General features: G+C 68.8%; 13 protein-coding genes. 7 read left to right on the top strand and 6 right to left on the bottom strand.

Annotation, left to right across the window (positions count from 1 at the left end; genetic code table 11):
- The first annotated feature begins 102 nt into the window (after nt 1–102).
- From EV137_RS30500 to EV137_RS30490, 4 genes are read left to right on the top strand one after another with little or no spacing between them, the layout of a single operon-like run.
- The gene (locus EV137_RS30500) at nt 103–2,223 is read left to right on the top strand and encodes a molybdopterin cofactor-binding domain-containing protein (protein ID WP_238175645.1); all 2,121 of its coding nucleotides are present in this window, start codon (nt 103–105) and stop codon (nt 2,221–2,223) included.
- A gap of 2 nt (nt 2,224–2,225) precedes the next feature.
- Nucleotides 2,226–2,432: a hypothetical protein gene (locus EV137_RS41605; protein ID WP_238175644.1), complete on the top strand. Its 207-nt coding sequence runs from the start codon at nt 2,226–2,228 to the stop codon at nt 2,430–2,432.
- A 7-nt stretch (nt 2,433–2,439) separates the two neighbouring features.
- Nucleotides 2,440–2,922: a (2Fe-2S)-binding protein gene (locus EV137_RS30495; RefSeq protein ID WP_134008077.1), complete on the top strand. Its 483-nt coding sequence runs from the start codon at nt 2,440–2,442 to the stop codon at nt 2,920–2,922.
- Complete coding sequence (locus EV137_RS30490; protein ID WP_134131666.1) at nt 2,915–4,036, top strand: XdhC family protein; 1,122 nt, start codon at nt 2,915–2,917, stop codon at nt 4,034–4,036. The genes EV137_RS30495 and EV137_RS30490 overlap by 8 nt, the downstream gene beginning before the upstream one ends.
- Here EV137_RS30490 and qcrB read toward each other — a convergent pair.
- From qcrB to rarD, 3 genes are all read right to left on the bottom strand, one after another.
- Entirely contained in the window at nt 4,023–5,330 is a 1,308-nt protein-coding gene (gene qcrB / locus EV137_RS30485) for a cytochrome bc1 complex cytochrome b subunit (RefSeq protein WP_134131665.1), read from the bottom strand. The two genes, EV137_RS30490 and qcrB, sit on opposite strands and share 14 nt — an antisense overlap.
- Nucleotides 5,331–5,572: 242 nt before the next feature.
- Nucleotides 5,573–7,627, bottom strand: a complete 2,055-nt coding sequence (locus EV137_RS30480; protein WP_134131664.1) for a PhoX family protein — start codon at nt 7,625–7,627, stop codon at nt 5,573–5,575.
- A gap of 53 nt (nt 7,628–7,680) precedes the next feature.
- The gene (gene rarD, locus EV137_RS30475) at nt 7,681–8,598 is read right to left on the bottom strand and encodes an EamA family transporter RarD (RefSeq protein WP_134008085.1); all 918 of its coding nucleotides are present in this window, start codon (nt 8,596–8,598) and stop codon (nt 7,681–7,683) included.
- 119 nt (nt 8,599–8,717) lie between these two features.
- Here rarD and EV137_RS30470 point away from each other — a divergent pair, with 119 nt between their 5' ends.
- A complete protein-coding gene (locus tag EV137_RS30470) occupies nt 8,718–9,293 on the top strand; it encodes a hypothetical protein (RefSeq protein WP_134131663.1) in 576 nt (191 codons plus the stop codon).
- Nucleotides 9,294–9,356: 63 nt separating this feature from the next.
- Nucleotides 9,357–10,109 carry a sugar phosphate isomerase/epimerase family protein gene (locus EV137_RS30465; RefSeq protein WP_134131662.1) on the top strand — a complete coding sequence of 251 codons (753 nt, stop codon included), beginning with the start codon at nt 9,357–9,359 and terminating at the stop codon, nt 10,107–10,109.
- A gap of 15 nt (nt 10,110–10,124) precedes the next feature.
- Here EV137_RS30465 and EV137_RS30460 read toward each other — a convergent pair whose 3' ends face one another.
- Together EV137_RS30460 and EV137_RS30455 are read right to left on the bottom strand one after the other, a co-directional pair.
- Nucleotides 10,125–11,549: a hypothetical protein gene (locus tag EV137_RS30460; RefSeq protein WP_134131661.1), complete on the bottom strand. Its 1,425-nt coding sequence runs from the start codon at nt 11,547–11,549 to the stop codon at nt 10,125–10,127.
- A complete protein-coding gene (locus EV137_RS30455; RefSeq protein ID WP_311136387.1) occupies nt 11,549–12,085 on the bottom strand; it encodes a SigE family RNA polymerase sigma factor in 537 nt (178 codons plus the stop codon). Before EV137_RS30455 ends, EV137_RS30460 begins: the two co-directional genes overlap by 1 nt.
- A 153-nt stretch (nt 12,086–12,238) precedes the next feature.
- On the opposite strand from EV137_RS30455, the gene EV137_RS30450 reads away from it, so the two are divergent.
- On the top strand, nt 12,239–12,985 hold the full coding sequence (locus EV137_RS30450) for a D-Ala-D-Ala carboxypeptidase family metallohydrolase (protein ID WP_134008093.1): 747 nt from the start codon (nt 12,239–12,241) through the stop codon (nt 12,983–12,985).
- A 103-nt stretch (nt 12,986–13,088) separates the two neighbouring features.
- On the opposite strand, the gene EV137_RS30445 is transcribed toward EV137_RS30450, so the two are convergent.
- The gene (locus EV137_RS30445; protein ID WP_134131660.1) at nt 13,089–14,336 is read right to left on the bottom strand and encodes a DUF445 domain-containing protein; all 1,248 of its coding nucleotides are present in this window, start codon (nt 14,334–14,336) and stop codon (nt 13,089–13,091) included.
- Between the last annotated feature and the right edge of the window lie 18 nt (nt 14,337–14,354).

Here is a 14,354-nt window from a genome sequence, read left to right as displayed (position 1 = left end):
GTGGGCATCGTGGCCATGCCGCCGCGCCGATGACGGTGCCAGACTGCGTTCCCAGCATTGCTCGAGCACGGAGGAACCTTCATGGCCGAACATCGTCGTTCGTTGGATCGACCAAGCGACCGACCGGCCGACAGACGCGGTCTGCTGGGCCGGCGCAAGGTTCTCGGATACCTGATTGCCGCGCCCACTCTCGCGGTCGGCGTGAGCTGGCTGACCAACGAGTCCGACCCGCGCGCGGCCGATGCGGCGGTTCCCTCGGTGCCGCAGCCGGCGGACGTCTTCGACCTCGGCGACCTGCAGAACCTCGCCGCGGCACCGACATCGGGGCTCATCACGGTCCAGCTGAAGTCCGACGGCACCGCGTACTTCGCCGTACCGCGGGCCGAGGTCGGTCAAGGCATCACGACCGCGTTCGCGATGATGGTCGCCGAAGAGCTTGATCTCCCGATGAACAAGGTCGAGATCGCGCTCGCCGACGCACGGCCGGAGCTGCTGATGAACCAGCTGACCGGCGGCTCGAACTCGATGCGCAGCATGTACGTCCCGGTGCGGACGGCCGCCGCGATCGCCCGGCAGCGCCTGGTGGAGACGGCCGCGACGCACTGGGGCGTCGAGGCCGGCCAGGTGACCACGCGCAAGGGTGTGTTGAGCGGTCCGAGCGGCCGTACGGCGACGTACGGCTCGCTGGCCGAGCTCGCCGCGACCGCGAAGACGATCACGGTGTCCGCCGAGCTCAAGTCACCGTCCGAGTTCAGTGTCCTCGGAAAGCCGCGGAACCGCGTCGACGCCCACGACATCGTCACCGGGCGCAAGCAGTTCGCGATGGACCTGAACGTCCCGGGTGCCAAGCCGACGATGGTGGCACGGCCGCCGACGATCAACGGGACGCTGCGGTCGATCAACAACCTCGCGGCGCTGCGGGCGATGCCCGGGATCACCGATGTCGTTGGCATCACCCACGGTGTCGCGATCAGGGGCGAGACGTTCGGCCAGTGCATCGACGCGATCCAGAAGGTCGACGCGACCTGGGGCCCGGGCACGGTGGACGGCGAGTCCGACGCCACCGTGCTGGCGAAGCTGCGTGCGGCCCAGTTGCCGATGGCCGCTCCGGCGCTGCCGTTGCTGACGAAGACGATCGACGCCGAGTTCGTGTTCGCGTTCGCCAGCAACAGTCCGCTCGAGCCGGACTGCGCGATCGCGGACGTCCGCCCGGACAGCGCCGAGATCTGGTCCTGCCTGAAGGTGCCGATCGTCGCCCAGGAGGACATCGCCAAGCAGCTCGGCCTGCCGATCGACGCGGTCAAGGTGCACGTCATCCAGGGCGGTGGCTCGTTCGGCCGGCATCTGTTCCACGACGTGGCGGCCGAGGCGGCGGAGATCTCGCAGAAGATGGGCAAGCCGGTCAAGCTGTCCTGGTCCCGCACCGACAACTTCCGCCAGGGTCGGACGCACCCGATGAGCACGTCCCGCGTCCGGGTGAACTACCTGGCCGGCAACGTGCTGACCTACGAGCAGCGCCATACCAGTGTGGAAACCGACTTCGGTCACGGCCTCGGCGAGATGATCACCGCGTTCGCCGCGGATATCCCGGTCGGCGGCAACCTGTCGTTCGCCGAGACGATCTTCGCGCTCACCCAGTCGTCGCCGTACAACTTCGGTGTCACGACGCAGCTGCTCAACGAGATCCCTCTGAAGTTCAACACCGGCAGCATGCGCAACATCTACTCGCCGAACGTGGTCTGCGCGGAGGAGCTGGTGGTCGACCAGCTCGCCGCGAAGATGGGCCAGGACCCGGTCCGGTTCCGCCGCAACTTCCTCAAGGACCAGCGCTTGCTCGCGGTCTTGAACAAGGCGGCCGAGGTCGGCGAATGGGGCAAGGCGATGCCGAAGGGTACGGCGCAGGGTGTCGGTGTGCACTCGGAGTACCGGGCGGCCGTCGCGACGCTGGTCGAGATCGACTGCCGGCCGGAGACGGTGAACCGGCCGGTCGAGGGCGAAGGCGTGACCGGTCCGCGGGTGACCAAGGCGGTGATCGTCGTCGATCCCGGGTTCTGCATCAACCCGCGTGGTCTGGAGGCGCAGATGTTCGGCGGTCTGCAGGACGCGATCGCGCTGGCGCTGACGTCCAGCCTGCACATCAAGACGGCATCCCGCTGGAAGGCAGCTGGGACAACTACTTCTACACCCGGCAGTGGAACTCGCCGCTGGACGTGCAGGTGGTGATCATGCCGAACACGAGCGAGAGCCCGAGCGGTGCCGGTGAGCTGGCGGTGGCGCCGGCGTTCGCCGCGATCGCGTGTGCCTATGCGCGGGCGACCGGGACGATGCCGACGTACTTCCCGATCAACCACGGCAAGCTCAGCTTCGAGCCGCTGCCGGTGCAGCCGTCCACCCCGCAGTCGCCGACCGACGGCCTCGACCACACGTTCTGAGGAATCCATGCCTACGCACACTTTCAAGCTCAACGGCAAGCAGATCAGCGTCGAGGCCGAGGACAACGTCCGGCTGCTGTGGGTTCTCCGGGACCTGCTCGGCGTCACCGGCCCGAAGTACGGGTGCGCGCTGGAGGTGTGCAAGTCGTGCACCTCGCACATCAACGGCAAGGCGTTCAATCCGTGCTCGGTGCAGGTGAAGGACATCGAGCCGGCCGACGAGGTCACCACCATCGAAGGGCTGCCGGCGACGGTCGGGAAGGACCTGCACCCGATGCAGGAGGCCTGGCTGAAGTACGACGTCGCGCAGTGCGGGTACTGCCAGCCCGGCCAGATCATGGCGGCCGTCGCCAAGGTCAAGCAGGCCCGGGCGGAGGGCCGCGACATCACCGACGCGGACCTCGACGAGCTGCGCAACATCTGCCGCTGCGGTACGTACTCGCGGATCCGCGAAGCGGTCAAGGCGGGCGCGGAGGACATGGGTGCGTGACGTCCTCGCGCACCTCCGCCCTTGGTACGGAGAGCGGTTCGCACTCGCTACGGTGATCGACACGTTCCGCTCGGCTCCTCGCCGGCCTGGCGCGGCGATGGCGGTGTCCGGCGACGGTGTGGCGGTGGGCAGTGTGTCCGGTGGGTGCGTCGAGGCCGACGTGTACGCCGTGGCGCAGGAGGTCATCCGGACGGGCGCACCGACGGTCCGCCGGTACGGCGTGTCCGACGACGACGTGTTCGCGATCGGCCTGACGTGCGGTGGCGTGATCGAGGTGTTGGTGGAGCCAATCGATCGGGCATCGTTCGCGGAGTTCGAGACGGTGGCCGCTGCGATCGAGTCCGGCCGGCCGATCGCCGTCGCGACCGTGGTCACGGCGGGGGAGGACCTGGGGCGGCGGCTCGTCGTCGAGCTCGACGGGGTCAGCGGCAGCCTGGGTGATCCGGGGCTGGACGCGGCGGTGGTCGAGGACGCGGTGGCGATGCTCGGCAACGGTTCCACCGCGATCAAGCAGTACGGCGCGCACGGGGAATGCCGGCGTACCGAGGTGTCGGTGTTCGTGCAGGCGTTCACCCCGCCGCCGCGGATGTTCGTGTTCGGGGCGATCGACTTCGCGGCCGCCGTGGCACGGGTCGGCAAGTTCCTCGGCTATCACGTGACGGTGTGCGACGCCCGTGGCGTGTTCGCCACCCGGGCACGGTTCCCCGAGGCGGACGAGGTCGTGGTCGACTGGCCGCACCGCTTCCTGGCCGGTGCACTCGACCAGGTCGATCGCCGTACGGCGTTGTGCGTGCTGACCCACGATCCGAAGTTCGACGTACCGCTGCTGGAACTGGCCTTGCGGACGGACGCCGGCTACATCGGCGCGATGGGCTCGCGACGCACCCACGCAGATCGACTGGCCCGCTTGCGATCCGCCGGCGTGACCGAGGACGAGCTGGCCCGGCTGACCTCGCCGATCGGGCTGGACCTCGGCGCCCGGACGCCCGAGGAGACGGCGATCTCGATCGCGGCCGAGATCATCGCGACCCGTAGCGCGGCGAGTGCCCGCCCGCTGTCGACGACCAGCGGGCGGATCCACGGTGGCACCAACGAGCTCGTCACCTCGGCATGAGCTGACGGGTCGGCGGGCGGTGGTCCTCGACGTACCCGCCGTCGGGACGCCGGACGATCCGGCCGGTCTCGATACCGTGCGTCGCGATCTCGGTGTCTTGTTGCTGCAGGCCCAGGCAGATGCGGCGGGTGATGTGTAGCGCCGCAGGCGGGCCGAGGATCAGGAGGATCTGGAACACCCGCAGCAGCGTGTTGAACGAGAGATGGAACTGTACGGCGATCGTGTCGGCGCCGGCGGCCGCCCACAGGACGCCGTAGAAGACGATGCCCGCGACACCGATGCCGGTCCGGATCGGATTGGCACGCGGCCGCTCGAGCAGATGGTGTTCCTCCCGGTCGCCCGTCAGCCGTTCCTCGATGAACGGGTAGACCGCGACGAGCGCGAGGAACAGCGTGCAGATCGCGACCGGCAACAGGACGGCGAAGCTGATCGTCCTTTCCCACCAGACGACTTCCCAGCCTGGTGCGAGCCGGAGCGAGCCGTCCAGGAAGGCGAGGTACCAGGCCGGTCCGACACCGGCCGAGGTGTCCGCCGGATCGGCCGGGCCGTACAGCCACACCGGGTTGATGGTCGCCGTCGCGGCCATGACCAGTGAGACCCCGACGACGAAGCAGAACAGGCCGGCGCGCTTGATCACGGCGATGGTCGCCGCGCGGCCTCCGACGGTCTGGTCGGTTTTCCGCCTGAGCGCAAGGAAGAGTACGACGAGCGCGGCGGGCAGTACGGCGATGTGCAGCGGGTAGAACCGCGAGATCACGTCGCCGGGGAACTCGCCGCCGAACAGCAGCGACGACAGGGAGGAGCCCACGAACGGCGTGGCCTGCAGGACGCCGTCGAGTACGGCGAGGCTCGTCCCCGACGCCATGTCGTCCGGAAGCGAGGTGCCGGTGAGGGCTGCGCCCAGCGTGATGACCAGCAGGCCGAAAACCACCAGCCAGTTCAGGCGTCGTGGCCGCCGGAAGCCGCCGGTGAAGAAGAGTTGCAGCAGGTGCAGGAGGATCGCCGCCACCATGATCAGCGTGGCCCAGTGATGGAGCTGGCGGATCAGCAACCCGCCGCGGGTCTCGAAGGTGATCGCCAGGGTCGAGTCCAGCGCCCGCGACATCTCCGTTCCGCGCAGCGGACCGTACGGCCCGTCGTACACGACGTGTTCTGCCGACGGCTCGTAGTCCAGCATCAGGACCACGCCGCTGAGCAGGATCACGACGAAGCTGTAGAAGGCGATCTGGCCGAACAACAACGACCAGTGGTTGGGAAATACTCTCGCTCGCAGGTTGCTCGTAGGACGCTGCATGCTCGACCTCCCTCGGTCACCCATACGACCCCGCAACCGCCGAGATTGTGACGTCCCGTGTCGCACATCACGCCGCGCGGAGAAGGTGCCACGGGATCGGCGAATGCCGCAGCACGGCGGATCTGGGGAGGGTTTTGTGCTCGAATCGGCATGAAATCCTCCCCAGGTCCGGTCGTTCGCTGAAGGTCAGCGGTTCTGCCAGATGGGGAGGCCCGGCGGCTGAGCGCCGGGCCTCGGGAGGGTCAGCTGCCGACGCGGGCGCCGTCGTGGCGCCAGACGCAGGCGATCGCGGGGCGGGGGAACTTGTCGGTGTGCGGCCAGGTCGAGCTGGGGTTCTCGAAGGTCGCGGTGTCGGTCTCGCCCGGATGCTGTACGGCGACGAACGCGGTCTTGTCGTCGTCGGAGACGAGCGGCCCGCACGCCTCGGCGGCGAACGGTACGGAGAGGAACTGCTTGACCTGCCCGCGGTTCGGGCCGGCGACCGGGACGGTGAAGATGCCGTCGTTCGAGCCGAGCACGTTGCCGTCGGTGGAGATCCACAGGTTGCCGGAGCCGTCGAAGGCGACGTTGTCCGGGCAGGAGATCGGGCTGACCTTCGACTTGTCGAAGCCGCCGAAGTACGTCTCCTGCGCGGCCGGGTCGCCGCACACCAGGAACAGGGTCCAGAAGAAGCCGGTCCTGGCCGCGTCGTCGCCCTCCTCCGTGATCTCGAGGATGTATCCGTTGCGGTTGCCGGCCTTCTCGACCAGCGGTCCGCCCAGCGTCTCCCGCACGTGCGAGACGGCGAGCGGGTTCGCCTCGTCGACCGGGAAGCTGCCGCCGCGCTTGTCGTTGTTCGTCAGCGCCGCGTAGATCCGGCCGTTGACCGGGTTCCGCTCCACGTCCTCGGGGCGGTCCATCCGGGTGGCGCCGACCTTGTCGCCGGCGACCCGGGTGTTGATCAGCACCTCCTGCACGGACATGCCCTCGACGTACGACTTCTTGTCCGACGTCAGCGGGATCCACTGGCCGATCCCGTCGTACACGCCGTCCGCGGTGCCGTCGCCGGTGAACTTGGCGACGTACAGCGTGCCCTCGTCGAGCAGGGCGAAGTTGTTCTTGCGGTTCTTCGGGTCGTACTTCCCGGCCGAGACGAACTTGTAGAGGTATTCGCCCTTCTCGTCGTCGCCGGTGTACACCGCGATCCGCCCGTCGGCGGTGATCGTGACGGTCGCGCCCTCGTGCTTGAGGCGACCGAGCATGGTCCGCTTCTTCGGCGTCGACCGCGGGTCGTACGGGTCGACCTCGACCACCCAGCCGGACCGGTAGACCTCGGTCGGCGTCTTGGTCAGGTCGAAGCGCGGGTCGACGACGCTCCACTGCCGCGCGGACTTGGTGACGGTCGTCGGTACGCCGTACCGCTTGTAGGAATCCACATGCTCGGCGGGAACCGTGCCGCTCACGTCGTAGTACCCGTTGAAGTTCTCCTCGCCGGACAGGATCGTGCCCCACGGCGTGACGCCGCCGGAGCAGTTCCCGAAGGTGCCGTAGGCAACCTTCCCGACACGGGCGTCCGCGGCCGCCGGCCCGGTCACCTCGAACCTGGTGGACGCGGTGATCCGGCGGTTGTAGCGGGACAGCTGCTTGTCGCGGCGCCACTGACCCTTGCTGCCAACGCGCTCGAGCTGGACGACGGCCATGCCGTGCGCAGCCATCCCGATCTTCGCGATCTCGGCGGTCGAGTACTTGCCGGTCGGGAACATCAGGTTCTCATCGGTGTACTCGTGGTTGCAGACCAGCAACGCCTTACGGTCGTCGCGCAGCGGCACGATCATCGTGTAGTCGTTGTTGTACCCGAACTGCCGCGCCTGCGCCTCGGCGGACTGCTTGTACGGGTCGAACTTCGGCGCACCCGGCAGCACCGGGTCGCCCCAGCCGATGACCACGGCCTGGTCGTACCCGTGCGGTACGACGATGTCGTCCTGACGGTTCGGCGGTACGACGCTGTGCGTCAGCTCACCGCGCCGGCCGAAACCGGGGAAGGCGTCGCTGCCGGATCCGCGGCTGGTTTGGTCGGCGATCGCGGGCGCGTTCACCGCGAGCGTGGCGACGCCGGCGGCGCCGACGCCGGCCGCGCCGATCGCGAGCACCTTGCGGCGGCTGAAGGCGGAGCGCATCACGGTCTGGATGTGCTCGTTGCCGGACGTGTTCGGCTCGGGGTGGTCGCACTGGTTCGCGCACTTGTACTCGCAGGTGCGCAGGGAGCGGGACCCGTGGCGGGTGCCGATCTGACTGATCAAGGGCAGAAACTTGGTCACCTGCCGGACCCTAAGGAGGGCAAGCGGTGAGCAAGTGAAGGTCAGGTGAACACTTACACTGCGGACGCAGTGACCGCGGTCCGTTCGAGGGCGAGGTTGCGGCGGCGCGTGTGCATGCTGTCGAAGGTGAACAGCGCCAGCGCGACCCACACCAGGCCGAAGCCGACCCAGCGCATCGGCGTCATCTGCTCGTGGAAGATCACCAGGCCGCAGATGAACTGCATGATCGGCGCGATGTAGTTCAGCAGCCCGAGTGTCGTCATCGAGACCCGGGTCGCCGCGGCGCCGAAGAGCAGCAGCGGTACGGCGGTGATCGGCCCGGTCAGCAGCACGAGCACGAGGTACGCCGTCCCGTGGTGGGTGACCGTCGCGTCGCCGTGCAGCCCGAGGGCGACGATCCCCGCGACCGCGAACGGTAGGACCGTGCCGGACTCGATCGCCATCCCCTCGATCGCGCCGGCGCCGGCCTGCTTCTTCGCCAGCCCGTAGAACCCGAACGAGAACGTCAGGATGATCGCCACCCACGGCGGCCGCCCGTTCTCGACGGTCAGCCCGGCGACGGCCACGAACGCGATCCCCAGCGCGGTCCACTGCACCGGCCGGAGCCGTTCCTTGAGGACGAAGACGCCGAGCAGGACCGTGAACAGCGGCGTGATGAAGTACCCGAGCGAGGTCTCCACGACATGCCCGTTGCCGACGCCCCAGATGTAGGTGCCCCAGTTCGCCGAGATCAGGAACGCAGCCGCGATCAACGGCCACCGCCGTCGCGGTTCCGCCAGTAGGGCCTTCACGGCCGCGAACTTCCGCAGTACGGCGACCAGGATCACGATCGTGACCAGCGACCAGAGCACGCGGTGGGCCAGCAGTTCGAGAGCCCCGGACTGGTCGAGCAGCTTCCAGTACAGCGGGAACAGGCCCCAGATCAGATACGCGGCGAACCCGTAGGTGAATCCTTTTCGCTGTTCTGGCACGGTGTTCAGACTATGCCTGACCGACAGCCGCATCCAAGCACTTTGCTCATGACGTGAGACGGGCGCGGCCTCCCGCGTGGATACTCTGTGCGCACTTCACGGACCACAGGAGGAATCGGATGGCGCAGGCCCGCGGCAAGCTCATCGACGAGTTGACCGACGACGTCACACGGACGGCGCTCGCTTCGGCCAGTCTCACCGCGGAGGATCGCGTGCTGGCCGGGCAGCGGGTGCGGCAGGCGATCGCAGCGGAGGCGATGGGGGCTCACCGCGATGTGGTTGCGGCGACCGTCGGCGACAAGGACAGTCCTGAAGCGGAGCCGTTCAGCGCCTATCTGAACAGCAATGATCGGCCGCACGTCGAGCAGGACCAGACGCGGCCGGAAACAGTGGCGGCGCGAAAGCTGGCGGCGGAGCTGCTGGCCGCTGACGATCGGACCCACGCCATGGACGCGCAGCGGACCGGGGGTGCCGAGGACTACATCGCGCACGCGGTGGTGTTCGCTGCGGAGGCGGCGGTCAGGAAGGCGCCCGGTGGACCGTCCCAGGCGCCTGCTGCCGCCGCGGGTGCCGCCGCCGGTACTGCCGCCGGTGCCGGTGCGGTGGCCGCTCCGGTCGTCGCCGTCAAGGCCGGAGTGGCAGTTACCAGAGAGAAAGAGGTCGGTGTGTACAGGCGTGGACCGTCCATCGGCTGACGCGTGATGTGAGACCGCTGGTGTGATGCGGTTGGATGGAGGGGTGGACACCAGGAGGCGCACGTGAGTGTGAGGACCGGTCTGGTCTCGGTGACGTTTCGTCAGTTGCCGGTCGACCAGGTGGTGGAGGTGGCGGCGAAGTCCGGGCTCGCGGCGATCGAATGGGGCGGTGACGTGCACGTCCCGCTCGGCAACCTGGTCAACGCCAAGCGGGTCCGGAACCTGACCGAGGTACACGGCCTGCAAGTCGCGGCGTACGGCTCCTATCTGCGGGCGGGCAGCGTGGATCGCGAGGAGATGCGCTCAGCGGTCGCCACCGCCGAGGCGCTCGGCGCGCGCCGGATCCGGGTCTGGGCAGGCAACGTCGGTACGGCGGACGCTGGCGTCGGCGACCGGATGGCCGTGACCCGCGGACTCGGCGAGCTCGCCGACATGGCCGCCGGCGCGGGGATCGAGATCGCGATGGAGTTCCATCGCAACACGCTCACCGACGAGGTCGACTCGACGATCACGCTGCTGCTGGACGTCGGTGCGCCGAACCTGACGACGTACTGGCAGCCGCCGGTCGATCTCGACGACGCGGAGTGCCTGCAGCAGCTCGAGGCGCTGATGCCGTGGCTGAGCACGGTGCACGTGTTCTCGTGGTGGCCGTCGAACAACCGGTTGCCGCTCGCGGCCCGGGAGTCGTTGTGGCGGCCGGTCCTCGACCGCCTCGCCGCCGAGCCGCGCGAGATCAACGCGCTGCTGGAGTTCGTCGCGGACGACTCACCCGAGCAGTTCACCAAGGACGCCGCCGACCTCCACAGCTGGGTCTAGCAAGCCGGCCCAGTTCTAGTCCGGTAGGTAGATCGCCAGGATCAGGGTTCCCTTGGTGGGTTTGCCCTCGGCGATCGTCAGGGTGGCGCGCTCGGACGGGGCCGCGCCGTGTGCGTCCCAGCCGATGCCCATGCCGCCGCCGTCCGGCGCGACGCCGAGGCCGGTCTCGGTCTTGCCAACCGTGAGACTGGCCCGGAACTCGCCGGTGCCGAGCATCGAGCCTCCATAGGCGACGACGTACGGCTGATCCGCCGGGGTGTCCGCTACGAGACGCCGGTCCGGGCCAGGAGCGGTCTTCACCTGCGCGAGCCGGTACCGATAGCCCGCCACCTCCGTCTGTTCCGGGAGTTCCATCCCGTCGATGACCCGCTGCGGTCCCTGGAAGTAGATGCCCAGACCCAGCCGGACGTCCGGCGGCATCCCGACCAGGTTCGGGCTGGTCGGCAGGACCTTCGCGACCACATCGACGCGTTCCCCAGCCGGTGCCGGCGAGGCGATCGTGAAGCCGCCGCCTTTCCCGGCGTCGGTCGAGCTCGCGTCGCAGGTCGCCGTGAACGGCTGCCTGGGGCCGATACGCATCTCCACGGTGTACGGCGGGTTGCGGTCGCCGGCTGACCCCGCGTTCGCCGTACAGAACGGGCGCAGCGACAGCTTGGCCCCCGTTGAGGTGAAGCTGAACCGCACCTCGAGGCGTCCCGGATCGGCGACCTTCGCGGCGGCCAAGGTATCGCCACCGATCGTCCTCCGGTAGACCACGCCGTCCTTTTGGTACGCGCCCGCGTCGACCGGCGCGTACCGTGCCGGTGCGCCGTTGCTGCTCGGCGGGTTGGGCGAGGTGGAGTAGATGCCGAACCAGATCCGGCCGCTCTCGCCGGCCGGCTTGCCGGACTCGAGATCGATCAGCTCGGCGGAGACCTGGGCCGGCCTGCCGACCGGGGAGCCCAGCCAAAAGGCCGAGTCAGGCGCAAGTGTGACGCCGCTGTCGATCGCCCACGAGTCCGGGCCGCTGTCGCAGCTCGCGTCGCCGAGGTACCAGCCGTTGATGCGGAAGCGGATCGCGGACATGCCGGCAGCGGCCTCGCAGTTGGCGTGGACGGTGATCGAGTCGGTGGTCGGGATCCACGCGAACGTCAGACTGCTCTGGCCGCGGTCGCCGATCCACGCCTTGAGCAACTTGTCGTTGCCGACCGTTCCGGGGACCGTGAGGCCGTCCCGGGTGTAATCCTCGGGTGGGTTGTCGGCCGGTGGCGTCGGGCGCATGGTGGGGACGAGGGTGGCCGCGACGGCCGCGAGTACGGCGACCACGCCGAGTGCGGCGAAGGTGCGGCGCTGCTTGGTGCGGCGGATCTTCTGCCGCACACCGGGCAACAGGTCGCCCGCGTGCTGGTCGGCGGCGGTGGCGCGAGTGGTGAGCTCGTCGCGCAGGTCCTGGAGGTTCATCACGGGGTCTCCAGATCTGCTGGGGTGGCAAGGGAAGGGTCGAGGCGGAGCTTGGCGAGAGCCTTGGCGGTCTGGCTCTTGACGGTGCCGACAGAGCTGCCCATCAGCCGGGCGGTCTCGGCCTCGCTGAGGTCTTCGTAGAAGCGCAGTACGACGACCGCGCGTTGCCGGCGAGGGAGGCGGCCGATGGCGTCCCAGAGGTCGAGTCCGTCCTCACCGTCCGCGGTCGGGGCCTCGGGCAGTTCCTCGGTCGGGATCTCGCCGTTCCAGCGGCGGCGCCACCATGAGGAGTACGTCGTGACGAGGGTTCGCCGGACGTACGGCTCCGGGTTGTCCTCGCGGATCTGGGACCAGTGGAACCACGCCTTCGCCAGCGCGGTCTGGACCAGGTCCTCGGCCAGCGCGTGGTCGCGGGTCAGCAGGTAGGCGGTCCGCAGCAGGGCCCGCGAGCGCGCGGCGACGAACGTGTCGAACGTGTTCGTGCCGTCGTGCACCGCGGTCACCCCCGTCGCCAAGACTCCGTCGTCGATGCTCACATCCTGCTGGACCGGCTGGCCGTTGCGGAAAGTTGCCTGCCGTGTCGGAAAGTCGGCTGCGTGTCGGAAATTTCCCGCGAGCGCTGGCCAAGAGGCGGAAAATGACGGAATGCTGTTCCGGGACAGATTCCTTCACCGCCCCGGAGGTGTCCGATGTCCATCACTCGACCGTTGCCGCGGCTGTTCGCCGTACTCCTGCTGTTCGTGGCGACCCTCACCGCCTCACAAGTCGTGGCCACGACCGTCGCTCACGCGGACGGCTGCTACACGTGGGGCCGCCAGCTCAGCGAAGGCATGTCCGGCGCGGACGTGCGGCAGTTGCAGATCCGGGTCTCCGGCTATCCCGGATACGGCGCGCACCTGGCGATCGACGGCGAGTTCGGCCCGGCTACGAAGGCCGCGGTGCAGCGATTCCAGGCGGCCTACGGGCTGACGCAGGACGGAGTCGCCGGTTCGGCCACGTTCAGCAAGATCTATGCGCTGCAGGACGACGACTGCACGCCGATCCACTTCACGTACGCCGAGCTCGACGACGGCTGTGGCGGATCGGGGTACGACGGCGGTCCGCTGTCCGAGGCGGCGACCAAGGCAAACGCGCTCGAGACGATGTGGCACCTGGAGGCGATGCGGCACGCGCTCGGTGACCAGCCGCTCAACATCACCAGCGGTTTCCGCAGCTACTCCTGCAACAGCCAGGTCGGCGGCGCCAGCAACAGCCAGCACCTCTACGGCCGGTCCGCGGACCTGGTCGGCAGTCCCTCGCTCTGCACTCTCGCCAAGCAAGCTCGCTACCACGGCTTCGGCGGCATCTTCGGCCCCGGCTACCCGGACCACAACGACCACACCCACGTAGACATCCGCACCAGCAACTCCTGGAGCGCCCCGAACTGCGGCATCTAGTCCAGCGGACGATCCCCGAAGTCGGTCAGCGGCGGTAGCCCAAGCGCTACCGCCGCACCCAACCGATCCCAACCAATCCGAACGGCTCCACCGCCGGCCGGGTTCACAGCAGCTGGCTCACGGTGTGGATGGTGAGGCCGACGAGGGCTCCGACGACAGTGCCGTTGATGCGGATGAACTGGAGGTCGCGGCCGACGTGGAGTTCGATGCGGGCGGCAGCTTCGCGGCCGTCCCAGCGTTCGATGGTGTCGGAGATGACCGAGACGATCTCTTGGCCGTACGTGCGGACGACGTACCCGACGGCCTCGGCCGCGCGGCTGTCGACCTTCGCGCGCAGCGCCTCGTCGTCCTGGAGCCGTAGCCCCAGCTCCTGCAGAGCCCGGATCCCGCGCGCCCGGAGCGTGCTGTGCGGGTCGTTGATCGAGTCGATCAGGGCGGTGCGCATCGCGTCCCAGACTGCGGTCAGGCTCGAGCCCATGTCCGGATGTGTCAGCATCCGCGCCTTCCACGCCTCGAACCGCGCCATCATGCCCGGGTCGTGCTGCAGGTCGTCCGCCAGTTGCCCGAGCAGCCGGTCGATCGCCCGCCGCGCCGGATGCGACTGGTTGTCCCGTACGTCGGCCAGCCACGCCAGCGCCTCGCGGTGGATCCGGTCGATCACCATCCGGTCCACCCACTGCGGTGACCACCGCGGCGCCCGCGGCCCGACGACATCCGCCAGCAGGTCGCGGTTGTCGGCCAGCCAGTCGTGCGCTTCGACCAGCAGGAGATCCAGCAGCGCGTGGTGGGCACCGTCCTCGACCACCGACTCCACGAAGTGCCCGGCGATCGGGCTCAACGGCTCCTTCACGAACCGCGGCAGCAACGACCCGCTCACGAACGCGGTCACGTCGTCGTCGCCGAGTTTCGGCAGTGCCGCTCCGACCGTGCGCGCGCCTTCGGCCACGATCCGCTCGGCGTGGTTGCCGGCGGCAAGCCACTCACCGGCCCGCCGGCTCACCTCCGCGGTCCGCATCTTCTCGCCGACGACCTCCTCGGAGAGGAAGTTCTCGGTGACGAACTGCTCCAGGCTCTCGGCGAGACTGTCCTTCCGGGTCGGCACGATCGCGGTGTGCGGGATCGGCAGCCCAAGCGGTCGCCGGAACAGTGCCGTCACCGCGAACCAGTCCGCCAACGCACCCACCATCGCCGCTTCGGCCGCCGCGTTCACATACGCCCAGCCGCCGCTGCGGTGCAGCGTCACCAGGTAGATCACCGCGGCCAGCACCAGCAGCGCCAACGCCACCGACCGCATCCGCCGCAGTCCACGCCGCCGTACCAGATCGGCCGCGCCCAACGTCAAGGTCGCCATACACCGATCTAACCAAGT

It is taken from the genome of Kribbella pratensis (assembly GCF_004366075.1).
Lineage (GTDB): Bacteria > Actinomycetota > Actinomycetes > Propionibacteriales > Kribbellaceae > Kribbella > Kribbella pratensis.
This window is presented reverse-complemented; position numbering and strand designations above follow the sequence as displayed.

Excerpts from the sequence above, each read along its gene's own strand:
- EV137_RS41605 (WP_238175644.1), top strand. The coding sequence starts at position 2,226 with ATGCCGAACACGAGCGAGAGCCCGAGCGGTGCCGGTGAGCTGGCGGTG.
- EV137_RS30495 (WP_134008077.1), top strand. The coding sequence starts at position 2,440 with ATGCCTACGCACACTTTCAAGCTCAACGGCAAGCAGATCAGCGTCGAG.
- qcrB (WP_134131665.1), bottom strand. The coding sequence starts at position 5,330 with ATGCAGCGTCCTACGAGCAACCTGCGAGCGAGAGTATTTCCCAACCAC.
- EV137_RS30470 (WP_134131663.1), top strand. The coding sequence starts at position 8,718 with ATGGCGCAGGCCCGCGGCAAGCTCATCGACGAGTTGACCGACGACGTC.
- EV137_RS30460 (WP_134131661.1), bottom strand. The coding sequence starts at position 11,549 with ATGAACCTCCAGGACCTGCGCGACGAGCTCACCACTCGCGCCACCGCC.
- EV137_RS30450 (WP_134008093.1), top strand. The coding sequence starts at position 12,239 with ATGTCCATCACTCGACCGTTGCCGCGGCTGTTCGCCGTACTCCTGCTG.
- EV137_RS30445 (WP_134131660.1), bottom strand. The coding sequence starts at position 14,336 with ATGGCGACCTTGACGTTGGGCGCGGCCGATCTGGTACGGCGGCGTGGA.